This is a genomic window from Janthinobacterium sp. B9-8 (assembly GCF_000969645.2).
Classification (GTDB): Bacteria; Pseudomonadota; Gammaproteobacteria; order Burkholderiales; family Chitinibacteraceae; genus Iodobacter.
Map to the genome: position 1 here is coordinate 1,188,449 of NZ_CP014222.1, position 24,674 is coordinate 1,213,122.

Sequence of the window (24,674 nt, forward strand, 5' to 3'; positions counted from 1 at the left end):
CTATTGAGCAATAGAAAGTGTGGTATTGCTAAAACGAATCGCATCGCTGGCGGGCACTGCGGCAAAAGCAGGCAGGGCGCTGGCGTTTAGATTATCGGTAGCGGAGGTGCGTGGCGTGGTGCGTACCACTTGGCTATCGGGCAGTGCCGTGCCGTTGTTAAGGTGCGCCCACATTGCATCCAGCGCGCGGCCAGCGTAAACATGCAGCGGAATAAAGCGCGTTGGAAAGCCGCTTAACGCAAGGAATGCATCAAAGTGCTGGCCGTTAGTCACTTCGATATAGCGCAGCTTAGAGCCACTTCCTTCTTGTGCTTGGTTGAGCGCGTAATAGGCGCGGGCGGCGTGGTTTACGGGGATCAGTGCGTCAGAGCGCCCCGCCACAATAATGGCGGGTTTGCCATTGAGCCGCGCATTGCGCTGCGCTTCTTTTATGCCGATGGCCACGCGATCGGCCTGCAATTTTTCATTGCCGGTGAGCGTTGCGCCTGTGAGTGGATTAAGCCCCGTGGCAAGTTTGCGTAGGCAAATTGCCCCATCTAGATTGTAATCGGCGGTATTAGTCGAGGCCGAAATCGACATGGCATCGGCTTTAGCCCCGCCCACGGATAAATTATTGACGATGGATATGCCCGATGTAGGCGGCACGCCGTTGCCACTGCCAAAAACACCCGCCAGATTGTTACCGATAGGGGCAATCACATCACCCGTGGTGTTGGTGAAGGCGTAGCTATAGCCGCAGATATTGTCTTTGACTGAAAATCTGCCATAGGCGTTAACGTAAGCAAGTGCTACACCCAGCGTGGCATTTAATCCGTAATGGCTGGCGTGTAAAGCATCGCTCTCAACGAGCCAGCCCGCAGAAATCAGCTTGTTATAGGCTTCGTTGGCTTGCGCTTCGAGCGTGCTGCCACTTAAAAATCCTTTGGCCGCCAGCGATGCGCAACGTGCGCTGCCAAGTAGCGGTGAAACCGCTGTGCCAAAAGCTGAGTTTGCCCCACTTAAACGTGCTGATTGCACCGCGCAGGGCTGGTAGAGATTAGCAAGGGTGAAGTAATCGATCAGTGGCGAGCCTATGGCGGGCATTAGATTGCCACCTTGCAGAATGCTTAAGCCAACTACAGAGGCGGGTTGTACCTGTGGCTCGCTGACGGCCACGCCATCGATCAGTCCTCTTGTATCTTGCTCGGCGGCGGCTAGTGCAGCCCCTCCGCCGTTGGATGCACTTGCAGCAATCACCGTGACGGTGGCAGGGGTGGCGTAATCGGCTTTACGAAGACCGACCTGAGCACTGGCGTATTTTTCGTTCAGCAACCAGAAAGCAAATTCCACAGCGCGTAAAGTGTCTCTGCCCCAGTCTTTTTCAGGATTTTGTTGCGAGTGGGCGTGTTTTGATGCGATGCGATTAGGGAATTGCGCATTAAAATCGGCAAGCTCGCTGCCCGATAAGCCCGCATCAAAATTGCCCCCGCCAAAGCTGCGATTGGCGCGCGTGCCGTCGATTAGATTAACCGTATCACTGCTTAAATCATGAATGCCCGTGCCGCTGCCCTTATCGGCATAAGCCACCGCGCAGCCGTGTTTTAGCCCCCATTCGCCTGCCGCAGACACCGCGCCATAAACCCCGCGAGATCCGGATGAAGTGGCCGTCACCACGCAAGGCTTGCTTTGATTAAAACTGGCAGGGATCTGCACCATTAGCGTGACGTTTTGCCTGCCCGTGCCATCATCCGCATAGGCGAGGTATTCCTCCCCGGCAATTTTCCCTTCGCCCAGCGTGTCGTTGCCGCTGATATCAATATTGGGGCCGTACAGCCTGCCGTAACCACCGCTGCTACTGATATCAACAAGAGCGCGATAATTATTATAAATAGCCGCGCGGCGTAGCTCGGTGGGTGTGGGTTTGGCTGGATCGGCGTGGGCAGGCAGGGCAAGTGCCAGGCCGCTTTTGCCTAAGCCCGCGGTGAGTAAATCATTGCTCACGCCATCCAGATTGTTCTGGCTAACATTACCTAGCCAGGCGGGGCGGGTATTGCTGCTGAAAATATCATTGCTATTGCAGGCCGATAATAAAACGACCATGCCAGTCAGGAGTAATCGCATTTCCTACCTCTTTGCACGGGGCTTTTTAAAGTCCCCTTGAAGCCGCGACACGAGGAACAAGCGGGCGGGGTTTCTTTGATGCCTGTCTGAGCGAGCTTGCGAACGAGTTCCGCAGCCGCCGCTCGATTGTCCGCAGATGAGGGGCCTTTTTTGGCTTCGTTTCTTGGCCAAGCAAGCAAGAAAGGAAGGTCCAGCGGGACGCCCGCACCTAAATTAACGTGCCGAAGGCACTAAAAAGATATTTTTGACTTTGCTTAGCGCACTTAGGGGATCACTCATCCTACAAATCCCGTTTCAATCGATAAGCAATCTCACCCACGATGCCGCGCCTAAATGCCATGACGCAGACGACAAACACCACGCCGATGGTGACGGTGACCCATGATCCAAACGAGGCGAGTTCGTGATGCAGCGTGCCCACCGTTACTGCACCCACTACCGGCCCAAGTAGTGTTCCCATGCCGCCCAGTAAGGTCATCAGTACCACTTCACCCGACATATGCCAGGACACATCGCTGAGCGAGGCGAGGCCAACGACTAGCGCTTTTGTTGCACCAGCAAGGCCCGCCAAGGCGGCAGAGAGTACGAAGGTGGCGAGTTTGTAGCGATTGACTTGATAGCCTAGAGAGAGCGCGCGTGGCTCGTTTTCTTTGATGGCTTTCAGTACCATGCCAAAGGGCGAATGCACGGTGCGCCAGATCAGCCAATAGCCACCAAAGGTAATGGCCAGCACAAAGAAATACAGTGCTAGCGGCAATTGTTGCTGGCCTACGCTGACGGTGCTGGATAAATCAATTAAGCCAAACAGATGGCCTTTAGGTATGCCCTGTAAGCCATCTTCGCCGCCGGTAAAAGGCATTTGCAAGCATAAGAAAAACACAATCTGCGCGAGCGCCAAGGTGACCATGGCAAAGTAAATGCCTTGGCGGCGAATGGCGATGCTACCAATAGCCAGCCCCATTAAGGCGGCGCCGAAAGTGGCGAATAAAATACCCAGCTCTGGGCTTAGCCCCCAGTTTTTAATGGCATGGCCGCATAGATAAGCCGCGCTGCCAAAAAATGCGGCGTGGCCAAAGCTGAGTAAGCCGCCAAAGCCCAAGAGTAAATTAAAGGCGCAGGCAAATAGCGCAAAACACATCAGCTCCATAGCAAAAATGGGGTAGACCACAAATGGGGCAATGGCGGCAAACACCAGTGCAGCAATCCACGGCGTGTAATTGGTTTTTTTCCTGAGCAGCGCAGCCGCAGGGGTGAGTTGAACAATCGGAGCGTTCATCATGCTTCCTTACCAAAGAGGCCAGACGGGCGCCAGAGTAAGACCAGAGCCATTACGATAAAGATGACGGTGTTTGCCAGTGGCGGGTAAAACACTTTCACCAAGCCTTCTAAAAGCCCTAGCGCAATGCCCGTTACAATCGCCCCCATAATTGAGCCCATGCCGCCAATTACCACTACGGCGAACACGATAATGATTAAGTCAGAGCCCATCTTGGGGCTGACTGAATAAATAGGTGCAGCCACCACTCCTGCCAGCCCGGCCAAAGCCACACCAAGGAAATAAGTCAGCGTGCGCAAAGACGGCACATCAATGCCAAAGGCGCGGGTGACATCGGGGTTTTCTGTGCCTGCCCGTAGATGCGAGCCTAGCTTGGTTTTTTCGATTAAATACCAAACAGCAAAGCAAACCGAAAGCGATAGCACAATTGAGAATAGCCGGTACTTAGGAAACACCATAAAGCCCAGATTGACCGCGCCTTCGAGAATTTCTGGCTTGGCGTTGTAAGGCTCACCGGCCACATTAAAGTAATTGGTTAGTACGCCTTCAAAAATCAGCGCCAGCCCAAAAGTGAGTAGCAGGCCATAAAGATGATCAACTTTATAAAGACGGCTGAGCATGGTTTTTTCGATAAATACGCCGAGCAAACCCACCACAATTGGTCCGACAATCAGCGCCGCCCAGAATGACATTCGGATGCTTTCATCGCCCAAGATTCGCCCTAGCTGGTCGTAGCCCAACAGCGCCACAAAAGCGCCCAGCATATAAAAAGCGCCGTGAGCAAAGTTGACCACATTGAGCATGCCAAAAATCACGGCAAGGCCAAGGCTGAGTAAGGCATAAAAAGCACCATTGTTTAAGCCGAGTAAGGCTTGCGACAAGATGGCTTGCAAGGGAATGTCCATTTAAACCTCGATGCGATTTTTGATCTGTGAGCTGATAAAAAATGCGGGGCTAGACCTTAAACCACAGAGGGCACAGAGAACACAGAGGTTCACAGAGAAAAGCAGGACTAATGAGTCGAGCGCTTGGGTGTTCTCTGTGTAGCTCTGTGCCCCTCTGTGTTCTCTGTGGTTCAAGATTTAGCTAACTTACCGTTATTTCTTAATCAAAGGGCATTCGCTGGCAGATAGCGGCTTGAAGGCCACGTCACCTGGGATGGTGGCAACGAGTTTGAGCTGGTCCCATGCGCCTTTGGATTCGCTCGGTTTAAGCACTTCTACCAGATACATATCGTGCACCATGCGGCCGTCTTCGCGGATGACGCCGTTTTTAGCGAAGAAGTCATTCACCTTGGTTTCACGCATTTTTTTCATTACGGTATCGGCGTCATCGGTGCCTGTGGCTTTGATGGCGTTTAGATAATGCAGGGTGCTGGAGTAAACACCAGCGTGATCCATCGTTGGCATAAAGCCTGCCTTGGCAAAGAATTTCTTACCAAAGGCTTCCATTTCAGGGCTCAATTCCCATGAATAGGCCGTGGTAAATTTCATGCCTTGCGCGGCATTCAGGCCTAGCGCTTTAACATCGCTATCAAACACCAACAGCCCTGCGATGGTTTGCTTTAGGCCAAATTCTTTGGCTTGCTTCACCGCATTAACAAAATCGGCACCCGCATTGGCAAGGCCAACCACCTTGGCTTTGGAGTCTTGTGCTTGCAGCAGATAAGAGGAGAAATCGGTAGAGGAGAGTGGATGTTTGACCGTGCCAAGTACCTTGCCACCCGTGGCCGCCACAATCTTGCTGGCGTCGCCTTGCAGTGCTGCACCGAAGGCGTAGTCAGCTTGCAGGAAGTACCAGCTATCTAAACCTTGCTTCATCAGCGCGGTGGCGGTGCCCTTAGCCAGCGCATAGGTGTCATAAGCGTAATGGATGCCGTAAGGGCTGCATTCCTTGCCGGTCAGCGCGGTAGAGCCTGCGCCGTTGTTAATGGTAATGCGTTTTTTCTCTGCTCCTAGTTTTTGTACCGCAATGCCAACGCCAGAATTCAGCAGGTCATTCACCATATCCACGCCTTGGGTATCAAACCACTCGCGTGCCTTGCCTACGCCAATGTCGGCTTTGTTCTGGTGATCTGCGCTTACCAGTTCGATTGGTTTATCTAGCACTTTGCCACCAAAATCGTTAATTGCCATTTGCGCCGCAATCACCGAGCCTTTTCCGCCCACACTGGCATAAACGCCCGACATATCCGTCAAAATGCCGATCTTGACCATGTCGCCGGATAAAGGGCCAGCAAAAGAAGTGGCAGGCAAGGCAAGCGCTAAAGCAAGAACAAGAGGTTTACAGCTTTGCATGGGTGTATCTCCGTTTGGGGTAGATCTTGCGGGGACTGCGGGAAGTTTGTGTTTTTTTCTAATCATCAAAATGGTTGTCGTAGGGGGGTGAAACTTGCGAACGATGTTGAATAAATACGCGGGTTTCACTCGCCCTACAGCATGTCGTTGGCGTAAGTGTGCACAAATCCCAAGATGATGATTCAGCAAAGCTTTCGCGGCTAAAGCCGCTCCTATGAAAAGCATTTGTAGGGTGTACAACGACGCAGTCGTTGCGCACCAAGGGCCGGTGCGCAAGAAGAACGACTTGCACGCCCTATGAAAAATCGATTGTTTTAACTTGATGCCTATTGGGTGAAATCCACCCTATAACTCAAACCCCAAGATAATGATTTAGCCTGCCAGCGCTGGCGGATAGCTCATCTGCGCTGACTGAATCTACTACCTGGCCGTGCTCAATCACGTAATGCCGATCGGCGATGCCTGCTGCAAAGTGAAAGTTTTGCTCGACCAGCACAATGGTGTAGCCGCGGGCTTTTAGCAGCTCTACCGTTTCGCCTAGTTTTTTCACAATCACAGGCGCCAAGCCTTCGGTGATTTCATCCAGCAGCAAGAGGCGTGCGCCGGTGCGTAAAATTCGCGCCATGGCCAGCATTTGTTGCTCGCCACCTGATAATCGTGTGCCTTGGCTTTTGCGGCGCTCCCACAGATTTGGGAATAGGGTGTAAATCTCTTCCAGACTCATGCCGTCGCTGCGCACTTTTGGTGGTAGGTTGAGGTTTTCTTCCACATTTAGGCTAGAAAAAATCGCCCGCTCTTCGGGGCACCAGCCCACGCCAAGGTGGGCTATTTTGTGCGTGGCCATGCGGATCACTTCGCGGCCATTGACCATGATCGATCCGGCGCGCTGGCCGGTTAGGCCCAGAATCGCTTTCAGCGTGGTGCTACGGCCTGCGCCATTTCTGCCGAGTAGGGTAATCAGCTCGCCACGGCGCACGCCAAAATCAATGCCGTGCAAAATATGTGATTCGCCGTAAAAAGCGTGTAAGCCACTCACGCGCAACATTTCACCGCTATGATCTTGGCTGTTAAGCATGGAGTGTTTCCTGTGGGCTGGCGGGAATAGCCGGGCTTACGCCCAGATAAGCTTCCATCACGCGCGGGTCGGCCGAAACGGTGGCGTAATCGCCTTCGGATAAATGCTGGCCACGGGCTAGTACGGTGATCTTATCGGCTAGGGTAGAAACCACTTTTAGGTTGTGCTCCACCATCAAAATGGTGCGCCCAACGGACGCGCGGCGAATCAGCGCGGTTACGCGCTCTACATCCTCAATGCCCATGCCCTGTGTGGGCTCGTCCAGCAGCATCAGCTTGGGTTTAAGCGCTAAAGTGGTGGCGATTTCTAAAGCGCGCTTTCTGCCGTAAGCCAGTTCGCCCGCTAAGACATGCGAAAACTCGGCAAGGCCCACTTCTTCCAGCAAGGCCATGGCGGTATCAGTGAAAGCGTTGAGCTCCTGCTTCGATCGCCAAAAGCGATGCGCGCCGCCATTAATCCGCAGCAGCGCCACACGGATATTGTCGAGCGCGCTCATATTGGGAAACACGGCTGAAATCTGGAAAGAGCGAATCAGCCCTTTAGTGGCCACTTCGGCAGGTTGCGCTGCCGTGATGTCAACGCCATCAAAAATGACTTGGCCAGCAGTGGGTGCCAGAAACTTGGTCAGCAAATTAAAGACCGTGGTTTTGCCTGCACCATTGGGGCCAATTAAGGCATGGATGCTGCCACGGGCCACTTCAAGATTAATATCGCTGACTGCTGCAAAGCCTTTAAATTCTTTACAAAGGCCGTGCGTTTGCAAAATAGGATCTGAGTTCATTGTATCCGTCCGTCAGGCTGTGCGTTGCTCGAGGGCTATGCAATGCACGGGTGCATGCTACTTTGCCAGAGTCAATCTTTCTTTGGTAGAAAGTTATGGTGTTTTTGTTGGAAAAACACAACTCGGTATTTTTGCCATTATTCTGTCTAACTAGTAAGCAGGATGTGTGCCAGCGTTCAGAAACGAATGAAATCGCGGCTTTGAGCCGTTTGAAAAAAGTGGAAGTCTACAAAGTGAGACAAGTAGAGCTGTCGTGGTGCATAAAATGTAATAAAAGGAGGGGTTGGCTTGCTTTACGGTTCGTCTACAAAACGAGACGACTTTCTCAATATGGAGACATCTTTTAGTCCGACAGGCTGCTAGGCAATAAAGATGATGTTGTAGGGCGTTAATAAGCGCAGCGCATTACGCCGCTTGGGCGTGGTGCAATGCACTGCGTTTATTGGCACCCTAAGCGCTCTGTTTAAATCCCGCAATTTTCTTATAAAGCGTAGCTCGCGCCAGGCCGAGTTGGCTGGCGGCGGTGGGGATGTGGCCTTTGCAGTTTTTAATGGCTTCGTTGATCAGCTGCTGCTCAAAAGCTTGCATGGATTCGGCGTGGGTTTTTGTGTTGCTGCTGCTGGGTTGAACGCCGGGGTAAAGCAGCGGGGCAAGGTCTTCGGCTTCTAACAGTGCTTTATCGCTCAGCATTAGTGCGCGTTCCAGAATATTGTGCAGCTCGCGCACATTGCCCGGCCAAGAGTATTGGCTTAAAAGTGCGATGGCCGAAGGCGATAGGCGATGCTGGCCAAGGCCGCTGGCGGCTAGCTTATTCATGATGGATGTCGCTAATAGACCCAAATCGGCCAGCCTAGCGCGTAGTGGTGGCAGCTCGATGGTCAGCACATTTAGGCGGTAAAATAAATCTGCTCTGAATTGCCCCTCGGCGATGAGCTTGGCTAGCGGCGCAGAAGTGGCGGCGATGATGCGCACATCGGAGCGCTGCACTTGATTAGAGCCCAGTGCTTCAAATTCCTTATCTTGTAAGACGCGCAATAATTTGACTTGCAGCGCGGGCGGCATATCGCCGATTTCATCGAGGAACAGCGTGCCGCCGTGGGCGAGTTGAAATTTACCGATGCGGCCCTTTTTATCGGCGCCGGTATAAGCACCTGCGCTTGCGCCAAATAGCTCGGCCTCGAGCAGCGTTTCAGGAATGGCCGCCATATTGAGCGTGACCAGTGGCTTGTGGGCGCGGGGCGATGCGGCATGAATGGCATGGGCCAATACCTCTTTACCTGTGCCGGTTTCGCCTAGCAATAAAATCGGCGCATCCCTCTGCGCGGCGCGGTGGGCTTGGCGCTTTAGCTCGAGCACTGCATCACATTCACCAATAAAATGGCCAAAAGAATATTTGGCGCGGCGTGCCTGGGCGAGTGATTCATGCGCCACGGCTAGCTCTTTTTGCAAACTGGAAAATTTAGCCACTAAGGGCGCAAGGGATTGAATTTCATCAAATAGGGCAAAGCCAATTGCGCCAATTAGCTTGCCTTGCGGATCTTTCAGCGGTAAACGGGTGACGACCAGCGTTCTATCAGGCGCATCCATTAAATCTAATAAAATAGGCTGGCCGGTTTTAAGCACTTCCCTAAGCTGGCTTTGGGGAATGACTTCTTCTACTTCCTTGCCGATTGCATTGGCGGGGTCTTTAAAACCAAAGCGATCGGCATAGCGAGCATTAATCCAGACGATTTTGCATTGCTCATCCACAATCACCGTGCCTTCAGAGTTGTCTTCTAAAGTACGAAATAAAGATTGCAAAGCCAATTGCCGCTCATTATGGCCATCTGTTAATTGACTGGGGAAAAGATCAGACATGGCCCGTAATCCGTGGCTTGCAGGGGATTTGCTACCATAACATGGAGGCGGCGTATCTGTTTAATTACTGTACTTGGCTGGGATGATCTGTTGTACGGAATTAGCTGATTAATAGCCCCAATAAAATAAACCAGCCTAGCCATGAGCAAAAGGTGCTGATTAAAAAATGCCGTATCAGTTTTTTAATGCCCAGCATGCGTAATGCCAAGGCACGAGGCGGGGTGTTTCGGTCAAATAGGCTGTTTAATACTTGATCAAGCTGGAGAAAATCAGTTTCGCTTTGCAGCTGATTTAATAGTTTTTCATCTAATGTGATGCGCCAGTAGAAATAATATTGAATTGCAGTGGCTAGGCTGCTCGCCATAAGGAGCCCTATTTCTACTTTGTCGAGCATGTGGCTAGCAGCTAGCCAATAGCTGATTAAAAATAAAAATGGCGTGGGCCATATTAGGGTTTTGCAAGAGGCGAGCGTAGCCACACTTAATTTAAAAAATAGCGATTCTTCATTTTTCATGTTATGTCATCGCAAAGCAGGGCTAATTGATTTAATTGCACCTTACTTAATATAAATTTGCTGCGTTTTTTTTGTAAGATTGCCAGTGCTTCATTTATGTCTTTTGTTTGCTGGCTCACGACCAGCCAAGCCAATACCACGGCTGCGCTTCGAGTTAAGCCAAGCGCGCAGTGAACCAATACAGGCTGCGGCATGGATTGCAGCGTGCGCACACAGTGCTGCAAAGTTTGCTGATCGGGTAGTTGTAAATCTAAAAGCGGGCAGGAGTGATAAATAACCGTTGCTGGCGCTTGCCTGTCGTATTCCGCAGCAAGATCAAGCACGGATTTAAAGCGTGGATCTGTCGCTGCGCTGATGGGGCCCAGCCACACACCACGGCTGATTTCTTCAGCGCCGGGTAGTGATTTTAATAAATAGCGGTGCACTAGTTGCGTCACAAAAGAGTAGGGCCAAAGTAAGGCTTGCGCTGCAAAGCGCCTTTGCCCGCTATCTTTTTGCATGACCTCCGGCCCTAGCCCTAGGTAGGCAGCGGCGAGGATCAGCAAGGAAGTGATTGGCCAAAGCAGTAGCCAAGCCCAGCCTTGCAGATAGGCAATGCTTAAGGATAAAAGCAGCGCACCCGTGAAATAGCGCAAGGCCAGTTTGGGCGTGCTTTGTCGTGGCTTATTGAGCGCCGCAAACAAACTTACGCCAGGCGTTGGTAATAAATAACAAACTACAAAGCCGAGTAAAAACCCACTAGGCACATCCCAAAAATGATGTTGCCATGTGGTCAGCACGGATAGGCCAATCAGGGCAAACCAGACATGCAGCAAAGGCTGCCAGCGTGCAGGAACATGGGCGTAATAACGCAGCCATAACACGGTAAGCAGGCCGATATGCAGCGATGGCGCTTGATTAAAGGGCTTGTCAAAACCCATTAAGAGCGTAAACAGCTGGCCGAAAACACCCTCGAGTGCAGGGCGCTCAAAGCTAAAGCGCAGCGGAAACAACACAAAAAATAAGCAAGAGAGCAGCGATGTGGCTAAGAGGCGCTTGGCGTGGGTATTAAGCTCGCTACGGCTGGTGCATATAAATAGAGAAATGCCATAGAGCAGATCGATGCTCCAGTAAGGCACGATGGTCCAAGGCCAGAGCGGGATCTGCCGCTCCCAAGCCATGGCGATATTTCTAACGCCAGCCAGAGGCAAGGACGCGGCGTAGTGATTGGCTGCGCCATAAAAAATAAAAAAACCTGGTCCGAGCAGCATCAGCCACAAGAGGGCGAGCCGCCACGGGCGCGGCTCTTTTGCCTGAGTGTTTAAATCTGAACTCATGTGCTTTTAATCCGGCGTGCCAGGCTAACGGTGAAGATGCCCCATTCATCAATGCGCTGGGTGATTTTTTCAAAGCCGGCTTGCTCAACTAACTGATCCATTTCGTATTGAGTACGGCGGCGCATAATCCAATCGGCCCCGCTTCGATGGCTGGTCAGCGTGCGAGCAATCAGCTCAAGTTGCGGGTGCCAAGGTTGGTTGGTGTAAACCAGAAAACCGCCTTCTGGCACGGCTTCGGCAAGGCCTGCCAGCGAGGCTTTGATGGGGGCGTTGTCAGGGAACAACTCATAAAGGCCGGATACCACGGCCAGCGTGGGTGCTGGGGATAGGCTGGCTAAACTGGCTTGATCAAAAGCATCGCCCTGCTGAAAATCAGCTAGATGCGCTAAGCCTTTTTCTTTGATCAGCGCTTTGCCCGCCTCTACATTGATAGTGCTGTAATCACGTAATAAAACGCGGTCGATTTTATGGTCAGCAACGGCATCCAGAATGTAGCGGCCATGCCCTGCGGCGATATCCACAATCTTTACGCTTTGCTTGCTTTCTGTGAGCGATTTAATGGCAAGGCCAATGAGCTCTTCGAGGTTTATTTTGCGCTGGCGTATGCCTTTCCAGCCTACGCTGTCCAGATAAGTGCGATCGCCAAACCGGCCCAGCGGGGTGCGTCCGGAGGTTTGGTTCTTGTAGACATAATCTAAGGTGCTACCCGAGTCAAAGCCGGTTTCCCATCCTAGCCGAATTCCATCAGATAGCTTGCCTACGGTGGCAAGGGATAAGCGGGTAAGGGCAAAGTGCCAGTGTTTTAGGGTAAAAGGTGAGCCAACTTGCTGCAGCTGTTGATATTCATTGGCGGTATAGCCGCTTTTATCTGCGTGGCTTAGATCGACTTTGGGCACGCCCGCTTCCACTTTCTGAATAAAGCTGCGGATCAGCGTAAATGCTTTGGCGCGATCTTTTTCGCCCAGCGTATCGTGATAAAACCCCTCCAATGTGTGCATTTCTTTGCATGGACTGCCAAGGTGTTCAAAGAATGTGCGCTGCGGAGCCTGATGTACCACAAAATCTGCACCTGAGATCAAAAGCTGGGTTGGGGTTTGGATGGCGCCTGCATCGGCAATAATGCGCTCGGCCGTGTCGTAGAGGCCCAGCAGGATATTGACTGAAATAGGGCGGGCAATCAGCGGGTCGGCATTATAAGAGGCAATGCGCTCCGGGTCATGCGTCAGAAACTTGGCTTTTACATAAGAATTAACATAAAAATTGCCGCGCAGTTTTTCCATAAGGCGCAGGCTAGGCCTTGCCAAAGGCACGTAAAGCTTCACTTTAAATGCGGGGGAAGCCAAGATTAGCGCGCGGATTCTGGGGGCGTAATCGTGCACCCAAGTCGATGCCAATACCGCGCCTACGCTTTGCGCAATCACGATGACTTCTTCCATGGCGTAGCCATAAGTTTGGCAAAGATAATGAATAAAAGTATCTAGATCGCGCACGGTAGTACCCAAACTCGGGCTGTAGCCGCGCGGCCCGCTATTCTTGCCGTGGCCGCGGGCATCCCATGCAAATAGCGCGGTATCAGGCATTTGTAATTCGTCCGCAATATGCTGTAAGCGCCCAGAGTGCTCGTGCCCACGGTGGAGCAGCACAATGACGCGGCGCGCGGCGGTGTCGACGGCTGGCCAGTGGCGATAAAACAGCTTGCTACCATCAAAGCTACTAAATAATTTCTCTTGTGGCGTGCGCATTTGGATATTCCTTATTTAAGTTTATTGCCGCAGGCACAGGCCCAGCATCGCCGCAGTGTGCTATTGCGGGCCGGGAAGGGAGAGCAAGGTTTTTTGTTTTAAATTAAGCAGCGCATCTTTGATTGATGCCCGAAAAGCCGCTTTTTCTGTCAGCCAAGGCAGGGGGCGGCCAATGGCAATATCAACAAAAAAGGGAATGGGGAACCACCGGCCTTTGCCCATCGCTCGGCCTAGGCCGTTTAAATACACGGGAATAACTGGAATATTGGGGAAATCTCGGTACAGATACCAGATGCCAGATTTAATCTCTGAAAGCGTTTCTGGCTCGCCCCGTGTGCCCTCCGGAAACAAGATAAGAATACGCCCCTGCTTAAGTGCTTCTTTGCAATCTGCCAGTGGATCAAAACCGGCTGCCGCTCCACCACGTATTACGGGGATAATGCCTACCACTTGCGTTGCAAACCACGCAAATAAGCGGTTGGTCAGAAAGTAATCTGCGGCAGCGGCGGGTTGAATGTTGGGAATCAGGGCTAGGGGAAACAAACTGTAGATGGCCAGAATATCCAGATGACTATTGTGATTGGCCAGCACAATGGCCGGCCCTTTTAAAGGAAGGCGATCTTGATGCCTGACGGTGACGCCAAACCAGAGCCGGACTAATGGCCTTGCCAGCAATAATACAAATAGGATTCTTAAATAACGGTTCATAGGCATTGGTGATATGCCTTAATAATATAAATAATGGGTGTAATGAAAAAACAAGGGAGCCGTATAAGTTAAAGAATCGAGCCGGTCTAAAATGCCGCCGTGCCCCGGTAGTAAGCGGCCAGAATCTTTTACGCCAATATCGCGTTTCACTGCAGAAATCACAATATCGCCAATAAAGCCCATTACGCCGATTAATAAACCAGCCAATGCCGCGTGTAAGGGTGAAAAAGGTGTGAGCAAAGGCCCGAGCAGCCAGCCCAGCAGGCTGGTGGTGAGCGCGCCGCCCAAAAATCCTTCCAGCGTTTTATTGGGGCTGACCTTGGGAGACACTTTGCGGCGGCCAAATGACTTGCCCCATAAGTATTGGGCCACATCATTTAATTGAGTTAATGCGACTAAATAAAACAGCAGCATCGGGCCATGCTCTGCTTTGCCTATGCCGGTTAAAAGAGGAAGGGCGAGAACCGCTCCCATATGGCTTAAACAAAACACGCAAATCATCAGCCCCCATTGCAAGGAGGCGGCAGCCTTCAGAAAACCCTGAGTTTCGCCCACTAAAACCATGCGCATAGGAACAAACAAAAACACATAAACGGGGATAAAAATAATAAACATCCCGTACCAGTGAATGCCCAACCAATAATATTGCAGCGGAATACATAAATAGGCCCAGAACAGCACCACATGGTCGGCTGTGCGAGTGGAGCAGAGCGTTAAGTATTCCTTGAGCGCCAAAAAGCTAACGAGGCCAAGCACGACAAGGGCAATCGTCATATTGCCCAGTAGCGTCAAAGAAAAACACGCCACAATCCACCACCAAGTGCGAATGCGTAGCTTTAGCTCTAACCAGTTTTTTTGAGGATAGCGCTTACCTAAAATAAACAGGGTGAGGCTGGCGGTGATCAGTAGGGCGAAAACGCCTTCCAGTGCAGTGATCAGCGCAGGGGGTAAAAGTAAGTTAATCATGATTGATTGGCCAATATCCCTTTAGCGCGATTGATGCAGGTCCACAGCATCAGCCCAGCGGTGATGGCAAAGAGTGTGCTGGTCCATACGGCGATCTCTGGGAAAAACCCAAGCAGCAGCGCAAAGCCGCCGTAAACAAAAGCCCTATCACTTTTACCCATTGGCCCGTCGTAGCGCCGCGCAGCCCCTAATGTGGGGCCAAGCACTCCCATAAATTCGGTTAAACACGCCAGAAAAACCGCCATGATGACCCAGGCGGGTTGCGTGCTGACAAGGCAAAAAGGCAAGTAGAGGGCCGCATCAGAAACCACATCGCTCACCTCATTTAAAATGCCACCCAATGCAGATTGTTGATTGAATTCACGCGCCATCATGCCGTCAATGGCGTTGAGTGCCATCCGCAGCAGCAAAAAAAGAGGTAGGACTAACCAAGGTAAACGGGAATCAGGTTGTAGATAGAGCCAAATACCCATCAGGGTAGAGCTCAGCATGGCAATGAGTGTGACTTGATTGGCGGTAATGCCAGAGCGGGCCATTAAAGTACAAAGCGGCCGTAATATGGATTGGAATCTAGATTTTAATTGGTAGATGCTGGGCATTTTGTTTTGTTTTTTGAGTGCATTTAGAGAAAACGTGAATTGCTTATTTGTAAGTTTTGTGTATTTTTTGAGTAGTTTGAATGTAAATTATTCCATGTGCAACTGTTTTTTATGAATGCATTCAAGGCTTAATTGAAGGGTGTCTTTGGTAGATCTAGCAATAAGATGTTCCTTGTACTGATGCCCCTGTTGCTTAGGTTTGCCAGAGTGTTCGTGAAGTTCACGCATGGTTGTTGATCGGGTATCGTTTTTTGAGGGGCTGTAATGGAGCAATATTGGATGCAGGGTGTGTTGTGTGGGGCGGGATAAAGGGCCGTGCGTCATTTAAATTATTTTTGCATCAAAGCTTGACCCTGAAGTGGCTTCAGGCTGTGTAATGGTCTAAAGCTTATTAGGAGTACGCATCATGTCTAGCTGTTGCAATCATTCTTCCCCTGCCAAATCCCGCTATCGCACCGTCGGATCGCCCCCACCGCCTTTGCCACAAGGTGATGGCGCAGGGGTGTTGAGTAAAATTCATATCCAGCAGATGGATTGCCCAACCGAGGAAGGGCTGATTCGTAAAAAACTGGGGGCGATGGCGGATGTGAGTGGTTTGCAGTTTAATTTGCTGCAACGTGTGCTGACCGTATCGCATAGCCAGGAGGCACTGCCTGCGATTCTCGCCGCAATTGTTGAGCTGGGTTTTACGCCGCGTGTGGACGATGGAAGTAAAGCAGCTGTTGCTGAGGTTGCAAAGCCTTGGTGGCCTTTGGCGCTGGCGGGCGTGTTGGCGGTGGGAGCCGAGGCGGCTGATTGGCTGGTGATGCCGGTGTGGTTGACGGCGGTGCTTGCGATTGCGGCGGTGCTAGTTTGTGGGTTGACTACTTATAAGAAAGGTTGGATTGCGGTTTCTAATGGCGATTTAAATATCAATGCGCTGATGAGTATTGCGGTGACGGGCGCTTTGCTGATCGGGCAGTGGCCGGAAGCGGCGATGGTGATGGTGTTGTTTACCCTTGCCGAGTTGATCGAAGCCAAATCTTTGGGCCGCGCCAGAAATGCGATCAGTGGCTTATTGCAGCTGACGCCAGAGCGTGCCACGGTGCAGCAGGCGGATGGTAGCTGGCAAGAGCAAGCGGCAGCCGATATTGCGCTCGACAGTATTTTGCGGGTACGGCCTGGCGAGCGGATTGCGCTGGATGGCGAGGTGATCTCCGGGCAATCGTTTATTAATCAAGCGGCCATTACCGGCGAGAGCTTGCCGGTTGAAAAGAATATCGGCGATACGGTGTTTGCCAGCACGATCAATCAAACTGGCTCGTTTGAATATCGGGTAACGGCGGTGGCGGGCAACACCATGCTGGCGCGGATTATCCACGCAGTGGAGGCAGCACAAGGCGTGCGTGCGCCAACGCAGCGTTTTGTTGATCGCTTTTCTAAAATTTACACCCCTGTGGTTTGCGCGCTGGCGCTGGCCGTGGCGGTGATTCCGCCGCTGCTCTTGGGCGGCGCGTGGCAGGAGTGGATTTATCGTGCGCTGGCCATGCTGGTGATTGCCTGCCCCTGTGCCTTGGTGATTTCTACACCTGTGACGATTGTCAGCGGCTTGGCCCGCGCCGCGCGGCTGGGTATCTTAATTAAAGGCGGCGTGTATTTAGAAGAGGGGCGCAAGCTAAAAAGCCTGGCGCTGGATAAAACCGGCACGCTGACGTTTGGTAAGCCGGTGCAGACCGATGCGGTGGCCTTGGCGGATGTGTCGTCCGACGTTTGCCAGCGTATCGCCGCTAGCCTTGGTGCGCGCTCGGATCACCCTGTTTCTAAAGCGATTGTCGCACAAAGCAATGATTATCTTGAAGTCAGTGATGTGAAAGCGTTACTCGGGCGCGGCATCAGCGGCCAGATTGAGGGTATATCTTATGCGATGGGTAATCATCGCCTAATCGAAGAGCTAGGCCTTTGCTCGCCAGCGCTGGAAGAAAAGCTGCAAGTGCTGGAAATGCAGGGTAAGTCGGTGGTGGTATTGGCCTCCGATCGCGTGCTGGCGCTATTTGCCGTGGCGGACACGGTAAGGCCAAGCAGCCGCGAAGCGATTGCCCAGCTGCAAGCCTTAGGCGTAGAAACGATCGTGTTGTCAGGGGATAACGAGCACACCGTGGCGGCGATAGCTAGCGATCTGGGAATTGCCCAAGCGCACGGCAATTTGCTGCCAGAAGACAAGCTGCGCATTGTGGAAGGCATGTCCGCATCGTCTGGCATGGTCGGTGATGGCATCAACGATGCGCCCGCCTTAGCCCTCGCCGATATTGGCTTTGCCATGGGCGCGGCAGGCACAGACACCGCCATCGAAACCGCCGATGTGGCGCTAATGGACGATGATCTGCGCAAAATACCCGAATTCATCCGCCTATCACAAGCCACACATCGCATCCTAGTGCAAAACATCACGCTGGCGCTGCTGGTGAAAGCGGTGTTTCTAGCGCTCACACTGGCAGGCCACGGCACGCTATGGATGGCTGTATTTGCCGATATGGGTGTGAGTTTGTTGGTGGTATTGAATGGTTTGAGGTTGTTGAGGAAGTGAGGATGGCGTTGCGGTGGGTAGGGCTTAGATGATGCGGTGTTCATATTTAGCATATTGGCAGCCTAACCCACCCTACGGATCTGCATGGGCTGAGGTTCTTGAGAAAATGATGAATTTCGTAGGGTGTGCAAGTGGTTTTCTTGCGCACCATGCCATGGTGCGTAACGACTTCGTCGTTTCTCACCCTACAAAAATTAATAAATTCATTGGAGTCTAAACCGCAGCCATTCTGCCATTCATCAAATAATCAATCAGCTCGCGCACAGGGCGGATGGCGTCCCCAAAGGGGAGGTTGCCGTTGCCCCTGAAGAATAAGCCTTTGTCGACTTCGCCATGCATGGCGGAGGCCAGTTTCAGGTCGATGCAGAATTGGCCAACTTTGCTCAGGCCATCGCGCAGGCCACAGTGACTTAGGCAGTCCATACGCTGGGTGCAGCGGCGTGGGTCGGCTTTGGCAATGGCTTGCAGATGGCTTTCTCGGCGTAAGTATTGTTTTAGCCAAGGCGTAGCAACGGCTCGGGCGGGTAGACCAGCCACGCTGACAAACTCTGCCAGATCGCTGGCTTTGGCGTTGATTAAGGTTTGTTTGAAGTTGATATGCGCATCGCCTTCTTCGCATACCGCAAAGGCAGTGCCTAGCTGTACGGCATCGGCCCCATTATTCAGCCAGTGGCTGACTTTTTCGTGGCTGTTTATGCCACCCGCTACGATCAATTTAGGTGCATCGCGGCCTAAGCCGAGCTCGGTAAACAGGGCGTGGCAATCGGCCAGTACTTTGGCAAAATCGAAACGTACATCGTGAATGTCGCTGATACGGGCCGCGCCCAAGTGGCCGCCTGCATGGCCGGGATGTTCGATCACAATGGCGTCAGCTCGGCGGCCTTTTTTGAGCCATTTTTTTAAAATAATAGCCACGCCACGCGCGTCAGACAAAATGGGGATGAGCGCCACTTTGGGGTGATCCGCCGTCATTTCGGGCAAATCAATCGGCAGGCCCGCGCCCATTACAATGGCGTCTGCGCCGCTTTCACAGGCTTGTTTTACTAGCGCCACATGGTCTCGAACGGCTTTCATTACATTAACAGCAATCATGCCGCAGCCATTGGCGATTTCTTTGGCGGCGCGAATTTCTCTGTCTAGTGCGCATAGATTGGTTTTGTCGATCAGATCTGCATCAAGGCAGCGATGCGTTGCCGCGAGTAAATCGGGATGGTGTTGGCGTAAATCCACACTGGCAATGGTGCCAAGGGCATTTTCTTTGGCCACGGCTCCGGCAAGTTTATGCGCTGAAATACCCACGCCCATGCCGCCTTGCACAATAGGTAAGAGGCTGCGCCCTGCAATCTGAAGTGGTTTAAAACTCATTATTTTTATCCTTACGTAGGTAAGGGTAAGCATAGGCTTACTAATGATTCGCGTATTGTTCAGTGTCAAGTGTGCACTCATGTGCAAGTACTGAGATGTGGATAAATCGCCCATTTTTGGACGTTTCTATTATGATTGCTGTTGATTTTTGTAAGTTTAACCACCTAGGGGCATAAGATGGCTGAAGAAGCAGCGGTAGCAGGGGGCTCGCAAGATGCTTTTCTGGAAGAAAAATCGTTCGAATCCCGTTTTGTTTTTATTATCGGCACCATTAATGATGTGCTGGCTAAAGATACGGCCCGGCGCTTGATTGCTTTGGCGACCGAATCGGCTAAGCCGATCAACGTGTTGATCTCGTCCCCTGGTGGACATGTGGAATCGGGCGATGTCATTCACGACATCATCAAATTTATTCGTGCGCCGGTAAATATGATTGGTAGCGGCTGGGTAGCGAGTGCAGGTGCGCATATTTTTCTTGCTGTGCCAAAGGATCGAAGGGTGTGCCTGCCAAATACGCGCTTTTTAATTCACCAGCCCAGTGGCGGCATGGGGGGGTCGGCTTCTGATGTAGAAATCCAAGTGAAAGAAATTATCCGTATGCGTGAGCGGATTGCGGCGGTGATTGCGAAAGAAACCGGCCAAAGCTTAGAAAAAGTGCTGAATGATATTGAGCGGGATTTCTGGATGAACCCACAGGAGGCGATTGAATACGGTCTTGTATCAAGGGTGATTCAAAGCCACGCTGATTTGGAGTAAACGCAAATCGCCATCAACAGCCATCAGCGATTACTGATGGCTGTTGTTTTTTATGCGTGGTCAGAAAATACCGTCTGGCTCAATGCAGGGCAGTTTTGTAAGGATTGCTGTAGTGCCGTTTGTGATCTGCGGCAGGCCACAATATGCATACGATTGGCAGCGGCTGCGGCACGATAGTTTTTCATCACGTTATGACCTAGAAAATCGGTAAATAAAATCATGATATCCATATCCTTTAAGCCGCTGGGTTTACGCTGATGGGATGGATTTCGGCCAGTAATATGCTCGCCTATGGTGATGCCATACAGGGCGAGTAATTTTGGAATATGGCCAAGATGGTCTGCGCCAACAATATACGCTTGCATAGCTGCCCTTTATTTGAAAGGTATACGATCAGCGTAGCAGTTCTTTATAGGCCCATTAAGAATATTAAATTAAATCAATATTCTTTTTTTGTTTTTTTTGTGCATCTTGCTGTGTTTAGGCTTTTAGCACAGGCTTTTTGCAGGCAGGTGCAAAAGGGTTTGCATATACTGGATTTAGCTTGGAGGAAGCCTATGTCTTATCTGCATATCCGCCGTTATCAGCCTGAAGATGCACTTGAATTGCATGATTTATATTACACAAGCATTCATCAGGGCTGCCAGAATGATTACAGTGCCGAACAGCTAGCGGGCTGGGCCCCCAAAGCGTTTAACGTTGAGCACTGGGGAAAATTACTTGGCAAATTAAACCCTAGGGTGGTGGAGTACAAAGGCAAGCTGGTGGCGTACGCTGATTTGCAAAGTAATGGTTTGATTAACCATTTTTTTGTGCATGGCGATTGGCAGGGCAAGGGTGTTGGGAAGGGGTTACTGAGGCATTTAGAAGACCGGGCCCTTGAAATGAAGCTATCTGATGTTTTTTGCTTTATCAGCATCAGTGGGCAGGCTTTTTTTATTTCCCATGGCTTTATCGTAGATTACAGCCTATCTACCGAAGTACATGGGCAGTGGATAGAAAACGCTTTAATGCGTAAGCATCTTACGCGGCCTGAATAGCTCAGCCTAAGACGCGGCTTAGCTCCCATTTACAAGGGCATGATTAAGCTGATAAAGCAGCCCCATCTGTGGTGCAATTTTAAATTGCCCTTTTACTTGTACTCGCTCGGTGCTGATTTTAACCGGCTGCTGGCTATTCACCAGCACCATGGCCTCTGCGCCACCAGGCATGCAGGTGGCGCACGTGGGCTGCTTGGCTGATAAAATAAAGCGCCGCACCTTCTCTCCCGATTGCAGGGGAAACATAAATCCAGCCAGCTTGATGTCTTTTTGCTCCAGCGTTTGAATGGCCGGATCAAAAGTGGTTTCTACCTCGCCAAACAAGCCTTGTTTTACTTGCCCCTTGGCGAGCAGTGACCAGCTCACCAGATTGTCTTCGGCATTAAAAGCTAAAGATGCGAGCAAGCCTGCCAAGGCGAGAAGACTAAGGGGGAGGATGAGTTTTTGCATGGTTGGGAGGCTGTTGTTTTGGGTGGGCATAGCTGGGTTGCTGCATTCGTAGGGCGGGCGAAACCCGCCGTACGGGAATAGGGCCAGCTTATTTCAAAGCATCCAGAATCGCCTGTGTATTGTGGCTGAACATAGCCAGCCAGCTGGGGGCTTTTTTAGATAGGGCGTCGGTATAGAGCGGCGGGCCGACTTTGGCTTGGGTTTCGCGGGCGATTTGTTCAATCAGCTTGGGGTTGCTGATGTTCTCGGCAAACACCGCGCGAATATTGTTTTTGCGGATTTCACGAATCAGCGTAGCCATCTGGCGGGCGCTGGGCTCGGCTTCGGTAGAAATACTCTGCAAAGGCAGTAATTGCAGCTGATAGCGTGCACCTAAATAGCCGAGCGCATCGTGCGAAGTCACCACCTTGCGATTCGCTGCCGGGATTGCGGCAAAGGCTGCGCTTGCTTTTTGATCAAGCTGCTTAATTTGCGTGGTAAAACGCACGGCATTTTGCGCGTATTCTGCTGCACCTGCCGGATCGGCCTTGCTTAAAGCCAGCTTGATTTCTTCAACCATAGACACCACGGCGCGTGGATCATGCCATGCATGCGGATCGGTATGACCATGCTGATGGCATTTGTGTCCGTGATCATTGTCGGCCATTTCGCGTGGCTTGATGTTTTTACTGACGGTAATCACTTGCCCTTTATAGGCCGAAGCCTGCTCGACCCGTTTTAACCAGCCTTCAAAGCCCAAACCATTGACAAAAAACAGCGAGGTGGCGGAGAGTTTTTTTAAGTCCGCAGGCTTGGCTTGCCAGATATGTGCATCTTCATCCATGCCCACGAGGCTACTGACCTCCACCCGCTTGCCGCCCACTTCTTGAACCAAATTAGATAGCACGCTAAAGCTAGCCGCAACTTTAAGCGGAGCCGCTTGGGCAAGGCTGCTGGCAGCCAGTAGCAGGGCGAGTAAGTGTTTATGCATGGGGGGAGTCCTTCTTTCTGTGGGTTGTTTTTTTAAGTGCCTTTGGCACGTTGATTTTGGTGCGGGATTCCCCGCGTGGGACTCACTTTCTTGAACGGCCAGAAATCCTAGCACGCAAAGAAGGCCGCCCCGACCAGCACGAAGGCCCCTCACTGCGGATAATCGGCTCGGCGGAAAAGGCTGCTCAAGAGCAAGCCCGCTACCCCTTTTCCGAAACCCCGATCCGCTTATTCCTCGTTTCGGCGTGCTTCAAGGGGAGGGTAAAAGCCCTATGCAATGAGCCGTGATGAAAACGCTGATGGTTGAAATTGAAATACACACAAAGCATAAGGCTCAATTCAAACTCGGTTTCCTCCGTGAAACTCCTTGTTCTCTGTGCCCTCCGTGGTTCAAGATCTGGGTTTTACCATCCACCTAAACAGCATGATGCCTCGCTTTGCGGCGGATAAATAAGCCGAAGGGGGCGAAGAGCAGCGACAGGCAGTACAGCCCGCCAGCAATTAAAACAATGGCGGGGCCTGAGGGTAAATCCCATTGGTAAGACGCGACTAGCCCTGCGACGCAGGCAAAGAGGGCGATCAGCCAAGATACGGCAAACAGCATCGACAAGCGTTCCACCCAGAGGCGGGCGGTGGCGGCGGGTAGCATCATCAGGCCTACGGCCATCAGCGTGCCCATCGCTTGAAATGCGGCCACAAAATTAAGCACAGCAATCACCATAAAGCCAATATGAAAGCGCATGCCGTTGCCGCTGGTGGCGGCGATAAAGCCAGAATCGGCGCATTCCAGCACAATGCCGCGATATTCAATCGCCAGCCAAAGCAGGGTAATGCTGGCCACGGAGCTAACAATCAAGAGCGATGGATCATCAATCGCCAATACTGAGCCAAATAAAAGATGAATCAGATCGACGCTGCTGCCCCATTTAGAAACAATCAGCACACCAATGGCGAGGGCCAATAAATAAAACCCGGCAAAGCTGGCATCTTCATTTAAACGCGATTTTCTAGCCACCACACTGGCAGCAAGGGCAACGAGCAGGCCAGCGATCAAGCCGCCTCCGGCCAGCCAGGGTAAGGTGAGCCCGCCGAGTAAAAAACCAATGGCCGCACCGGGTAAAACGGCGTGCGATAGCGCATCGCCAAATAAAGACATGCGGCGTAGTAGTAATAAAACGCCGACAGGGGCGCAGCCGATAGCCAGCGCCATGCTGCCGATCAGGGCGCGGCGCATAAATGCAAATTCGCTGACCGCGCTGATGATTTCAAATTGAGCCATTATTCGCATACCTCGCACCAAGCGGCATCATTACGCCAGTGCTGGGCGCGACGATTGGCCTCGGCCAGCAGCGATTCGGTCAGTACATCTGAAGTGTTGCCCCATGCGATGGCCGATTGGGCCAGTAGCAGCGTTTGTGGATAATGCGCCCGTACTTGCGAAATATCGTGCAAAACGGTGATCTGTGTTTTACCCATGCGATGCCAGTTGTGTTGCACTTCTAAAAGCTTATCGATGGTGGTGCTATCTACATTGGCAAAGGGCTCGTCTAGCAGCAGCACATCGGCGTCTTCTACAATCAGCCGTGCAAAACGCGCTCTTTGCAGCTGCCCGCCCGATAGATTGCTGATGGGGGCATTGGCAAAGTCACTTAAGCCGACTTGCTCTAAAGCACTATCGGCTTGCTCACGATCTTGCTTAGACAAGCCACGCCAAGCGCCGCGCCGGGACCAAGCACCCGCCAAGGCCAATTCTCTGACCATTAAGGGAAATTGTTTATCCAGTGTTGAAAGCTGTGCTAAATACGCCACCTTGCCGTGGGCATGGATATGGCCTTCATCCGGCGTTTTGATGCCCGCCAAGGCAGAGAGCAGCGTTGATTTACCCGCGCCATTGGGGCCGACAATCGCGGTGTGGCTGCCGGTTTCAAAGCGGCCAGATAGCGAGTGAACAGCAGCCCTGTCGCGATAGCACAGGGTAAGGTGGTGGACTTCCATCATGCTTGCAAAGCCCAATCAGTGAGTGCCCAGAGTAGTAATAATAAGGGCAGCACACACAGCACCCGCTGCCACGCTGCCATTTCAAATAAACCTTTCACTTGCTTTTTCCTTTTTGCGGAACGCTGTTTCTTTTTTACAATAGCAATTTATTGCCCGTTTGTGCAAGTCAGTTGCATTTGACGTGAATATTGTAGATGCATAGGGTGGGTAAGTTGGGTGCGTAGTATGCGTGAGAGGTTTACTAAGCTTAGATATATCGCGTAACCCAACATTCTTTTATGCCTAAATGTTGGGTTACGCAG

22 protein-coding genes are annotated in these 24,674 nt (G+C 51.7%); 3 read left to right on the forward strand and 19 right to left on the reverse strand.

Going from position 1 to position 24,674, the window contains the following annotated elements; all coding sequences use genetic code 11:
* From VN23_RS05265 to VN23_RS05325, 13 genes are all read right to left on the reverse strand, one after another.
* The gene (locus VN23_RS05265) at positions 1-2,100 is read right to left on the reverse strand and encodes a 3-hydroxybutyrate oligomer hydrolase family protein (protein WP_046349988.1); all 2,100 of its coding nucleotides are present in this window, start codon (positions 2,098-2,100) and stop codon (positions 1-3) included.
* Positions 2,101-2,380: 280 nt separating this feature from the next.
* Entirely contained in the window at positions 2,381-3,379 is a 999-nt protein-coding gene (locus tag VN23_RS05270) for a branched-chain amino acid ABC transporter permease (protein WP_156455120.1), read from the reverse strand.
* Positions 3,376-4,281: a branched-chain amino acid ABC transporter permease gene (locus tag VN23_RS05275; protein ID WP_046349989.1), complete on the reverse strand. Its 906-nt coding sequence runs from the start codon at positions 4,279-4,281 to the stop codon at positions 3,376-3,378. The genes VN23_RS05270 and VN23_RS05275 overlap by 4 nt, the downstream gene beginning before the upstream one ends.
* 192 nt (positions 4,282-4,473) lie before the next feature.
* A complete protein-coding gene (locus VN23_RS05280) occupies positions 4,474-5,673 on the reverse strand; it encodes an ABC transporter substrate-binding protein (RefSeq protein ID WP_046349990.1) in 1,200 nt (399 codons plus the stop codon).
* Between the two features lie 352 nt (positions 5,674-6,025).
* Positions 6,026-6,748 carry an ABC transporter ATP-binding protein gene (locus VN23_RS05285; RefSeq protein ID WP_046349991.1) on the reverse strand — a complete coding sequence of 241 codons (723 nt, stop codon included), beginning with the start codon at positions 6,746-6,748 and terminating at the stop codon, positions 6,026-6,028.
* The gene (locus VN23_RS05290; RefSeq protein ID WP_046349992.1) at positions 6,741-7,529 is read right to left on the reverse strand and encodes an ABC transporter ATP-binding protein; all 789 of its coding nucleotides are present in this window, start codon (positions 7,527-7,529) and stop codon (positions 6,741-6,743) included. Before VN23_RS05290 ends, VN23_RS05285 begins: the two co-directional genes overlap by 8 nt.
* 450 nt (positions 7,530-7,979) lie before the next feature.
* Positions 7,980-9,386 carry a sigma-54 interaction domain-containing protein gene (locus VN23_RS05295; protein ID WP_046349993.1) on the reverse strand — a complete coding sequence of 469 codons (1,407 nt, stop codon included), beginning with the start codon at positions 9,384-9,386 and terminating at the stop codon, positions 7,980-7,982.
* Positions 9,387-9,486: 100 nt separating this feature from the next.
* The gene (locus VN23_RS05300; protein WP_046349994.1) at positions 9,487-9,900 is read right to left on the reverse strand and encodes a hypothetical protein; all 414 of its coding nucleotides are present in this window, start codon (positions 9,898-9,900) and stop codon (positions 9,487-9,489) included.
* A complete protein-coding gene (locus VN23_RS05305) occupies positions 9,897-11,216 on the reverse strand; it encodes a phosphatase PAP2/dual specificity phosphatase family protein (protein ID WP_046349995.1) in 1,320 nt (439 codons plus the stop codon). Before VN23_RS05305 ends, VN23_RS05300 begins: the two co-directional genes overlap by 4 nt.
* Positions 11,213-12,958 (reverse strand): bifunctional alpha/beta hydrolase/class I SAM-dependent methyltransferase, encoded by a 1,746-nt coding sequence (locus VN23_RS05310; RefSeq protein WP_046349996.1) that lies wholly within the window; start codon positions 12,956-12,958, stop codon positions 11,213-11,215. Before VN23_RS05310 ends, VN23_RS05305 begins: the two co-directional genes overlap by 4 nt.
* Before the next feature lie 60 nt (positions 12,959-13,018).
* Positions 13,019-13,672 carry a lysophospholipid acyltransferase family protein gene (locus VN23_RS05315; RefSeq protein WP_197433026.1) on the reverse strand — a complete coding sequence of 218 codons (654 nt, stop codon included), beginning with the start codon at positions 13,670-13,672 and terminating at the stop codon, positions 13,019-13,021.
* A 12-nt stretch (positions 13,673-13,684) separates the two neighbouring features.
* On the reverse strand, positions 13,685-14,632 hold the full coding sequence (locus VN23_RS05320) for a phosphatidate cytidylyltransferase (RefSeq protein WP_046349997.1): 948 nt from the start codon (positions 14,630-14,632) through the stop codon (positions 13,685-13,687).
* Complete coding sequence (locus VN23_RS05325) at positions 14,629-15,231, reverse strand: CDP-alcohol phosphatidyltransferase family protein (protein WP_046349998.1); 603 nt, start codon at positions 15,229-15,231, stop codon at positions 14,629-14,631. Before VN23_RS05325 ends, VN23_RS05320 begins: the two co-directional genes overlap by 4 nt.
* Before the next feature lie 406 nt (positions 15,232-15,637).
* On the opposite strand from VN23_RS05325, the gene VN23_RS05330 reads away from it, so the two are divergent.
* Positions 15,638-17,794, forward strand: coding sequence for a heavy metal translocating P-type ATPase (locus tag VN23_RS05330; RefSeq protein ID WP_082752614.1), 2,157 nt, complete (start codon positions 15,638-15,640; stop codon positions 17,792-17,794).
* 213 nt (positions 17,795-18,007) lie between these two features.
* On the opposite strand, the gene VN23_RS05335 is transcribed toward VN23_RS05330, so the two are convergent.
* Positions 18,008-19,159 carry an NAD(P)H-dependent flavin oxidoreductase gene (locus tag VN23_RS05335; RefSeq protein ID WP_046349999.1) on the reverse strand — a complete coding sequence of 384 codons (1,152 nt, stop codon included), beginning with the start codon at positions 19,157-19,159 and terminating at the stop codon, positions 18,008-18,010.
* 177 nt (positions 19,160-19,336) lie between these two features.
* Between VN23_RS05335 and VN23_RS05340 the strand changes: the two genes are divergently transcribed.
* Entirely contained in the window at positions 19,337-19,915 is a 579-nt protein-coding gene (locus VN23_RS05340) for an ATP-dependent Clp protease proteolytic subunit (protein ID WP_046350000.1), read from the forward strand.
* A gap of 50 nt (positions 19,916-19,965) precedes the next feature.
* Here VN23_RS05340 and VN23_RS05345 read toward each other — a convergent pair whose 3' ends face one another.
* A complete protein-coding gene (locus VN23_RS05345; RefSeq protein ID WP_046350001.1) occupies positions 19,966-20,280 on the reverse strand; it encodes a DUF2325 domain-containing protein in 315 nt (104 codons plus the stop codon).
* Positions 20,281-20,472: 192 nt separating this feature from the next.
* On the opposite strand from VN23_RS05345, the gene VN23_RS05350 reads away from it, so the two are divergent.
* Positions 20,473-20,955: a GNAT family N-acetyltransferase gene (locus VN23_RS05350; RefSeq protein ID WP_197433027.1), complete on the forward strand. Its 483-nt coding sequence runs from the start codon at positions 20,473-20,475 to the stop codon at positions 20,953-20,955.
* Positions 20,956-20,973: 18 nt separating this feature from the next.
* Here the strand turns inward: VN23_RS05350 and VN23_RS05355 are convergent, their stop codons facing one another.
* From VN23_RS05355 to VN23_RS05370, 4 genes are all read right to left on the reverse strand, one after another.
* Complete coding sequence (locus tag VN23_RS05355) at positions 20,974-21,405, reverse strand: DUF3299 domain-containing protein (protein WP_197433028.1); 432 nt, start codon at positions 21,403-21,405, stop codon at positions 20,974-20,976.
* An 88-nt stretch (positions 21,406-21,493) separates the two neighbouring features.
* Positions 21,494-22,375 (reverse strand): metal ABC transporter solute-binding protein, Zn/Mn family, encoded by an 882-nt coding sequence (locus tag VN23_RS05360; RefSeq protein ID WP_046350003.1) that lies wholly within the window; start codon positions 22,373-22,375, stop codon positions 21,494-21,496.
* A 414-nt stretch (positions 22,376-22,789) separates the two neighbouring features.
* The gene (locus VN23_RS05365; protein WP_046350004.1) at positions 22,790-23,653 is read right to left on the reverse strand and encodes a metal ABC transporter permease; all 864 of its coding nucleotides are present in this window, start codon (positions 23,651-23,653) and stop codon (positions 22,790-22,792) included.
* Positions 23,653-24,372 carry a metal ABC transporter ATP-binding protein gene (locus VN23_RS05370; RefSeq protein ID WP_046350005.1) on the reverse strand — a complete coding sequence of 240 codons (720 nt, stop codon included), beginning with the start codon at positions 24,370-24,372 and terminating at the stop codon, positions 23,653-23,655. Before VN23_RS05370 ends, VN23_RS05365 begins: the two co-directional genes overlap by 1 nt.
* Positions 24,373-24,674 lie beyond the last annotated feature (302 nt).

Coding starts and splice junctions, on each gene's coding strand:
- VN23_RS05290 (WP_046349992.1), bottom strand. CDS start 7,529: ATGAACTCAGATCCTATTTTGCAAACGCACGGCCTTTGTAAAGAATTT.
- VN23_RS05325 (WP_046349998.1), bottom strand. CDS start 15,231: ATGCCCAGCATCTACCAATTAAAATCTAGATTCCAATCCATATTACGG.
- VN23_RS05305 (WP_046349995.1), bottom strand. CDS start 11,216: ATGAGTTCAGATTTAAACACTCAGGCAAAAGAGCCGCGCCCGTGGCGG.
- VN23_RS05365 (WP_046350004.1), bottom strand. CDS start 23,653: ATGGCTCAATTTGAAATCATCAGCGCGGTCAGCGAATTTGCATTTATG.
- VN23_RS05350 (WP_197433027.1), top strand. CDS start 20,473: ATGTCTTATCTGCATATCCGCCGTTATCAGCCTGAAGATGCACTTGAA.
- VN23_RS05345 (WP_046350001.1), bottom strand. CDS start 20,280: ATGCAAGCGTATATTGTTGGCGCAGACCATCTTGGCCATATTCCAAAA.
- VN23_RS05295 (WP_046349993.1), bottom strand. CDS start 9,386: ATGTCTGATCTTTTCCCCAGTCAATTAACAGATGGCCATAATGAGCGG.
- VN23_RS05285 (WP_046349991.1), bottom strand. CDS start 6,748: ATGCTTAACAGCCAAGATCATAGCGGTGAAATGTTGCGCGTGAGTGGC.
- VN23_RS05330 (WP_082752614.1), top strand. CDS start 15,638: ATGTCTAGCTGTTGCAATCATTCTTCCCCTGCCAAATCCCGCTATCGC.
- VN23_RS05370 (WP_046350005.1), bottom strand. CDS start 24,372: ATGATGGAAGTCCACCACCTTACCCTGTGCTATCGCGACAGGGCTGCT.
- VN23_RS05360 (WP_046350003.1), bottom strand. CDS start 22,375: ATGCATAAACACTTACTCGCCCTGCTACTGGCTGCCAGCAGCCTTGCC.
- VN23_RS05340 (WP_046350000.1), top strand. CDS start 19,337: ATGGCTGAAGAAGCAGCGGTAGCAGGGGGCTCGCAAGATGCTTTTCTG.
- VN23_RS05265 (WP_046349988.1), bottom strand. CDS start 2,100: ATGCGATTACTCCTGACTGGCATGGTCGTTTTATTATCGGCCTGCAAT.
- VN23_RS05310 (WP_046349996.1), bottom strand. CDS start 12,958: ATGCGCACGCCACAAGAGAAATTATTTAGTAGCTTTGATGGTAGCAAG.
- VN23_RS05280 (WP_046349990.1), bottom strand. CDS start 5,673: ATGCAAAGCTGTAAACCTCTTGTTCTTGCTTTAGCGCTTGCCTTGCCT.
- VN23_RS05355 (WP_197433028.1), bottom strand. CDS start 21,405: ATGCAAAAACTCATCCTCCCCCTTAGTCTTCTCGCCTTGGCAGGCTTG.
- VN23_RS05275 (WP_046349989.1), bottom strand. CDS start 4,281: ATGGACATTCCCTTGCAAGCCATCTTGTCGCAAGCCTTACTCGGCTTA.
- VN23_RS05335 (WP_046349999.1), bottom strand. CDS start 19,159: ATGAGTTTTAAACCACTTCAGATTGCAGGGCGCAGCCTCTTACCTATT.
- VN23_RS05320 (WP_046349997.1), bottom strand. CDS start 14,632: ATGATTAACTTACTTTTACCCCCTGCGCTGATCACTGCACTGGAAGGC.
- VN23_RS05315 (WP_197433026.1), bottom strand. CDS start 13,672: ATGCCTATGAACCGTTATTTAAGAATCCTATTTGTATTATTGCTGGCA.
- VN23_RS05300 (WP_046349994.1), bottom strand. CDS start 9,900: ATGAAAAATGAAGAATCGCTATTTTTTAAATTAAGTGTGGCTACGCTC.
- VN23_RS05270 (WP_156455120.1), bottom strand. CDS start 3,379: ATGATGAACGCTCCGATTGTTCAACTCACCCCTGCGGCTGCGCTGCTC.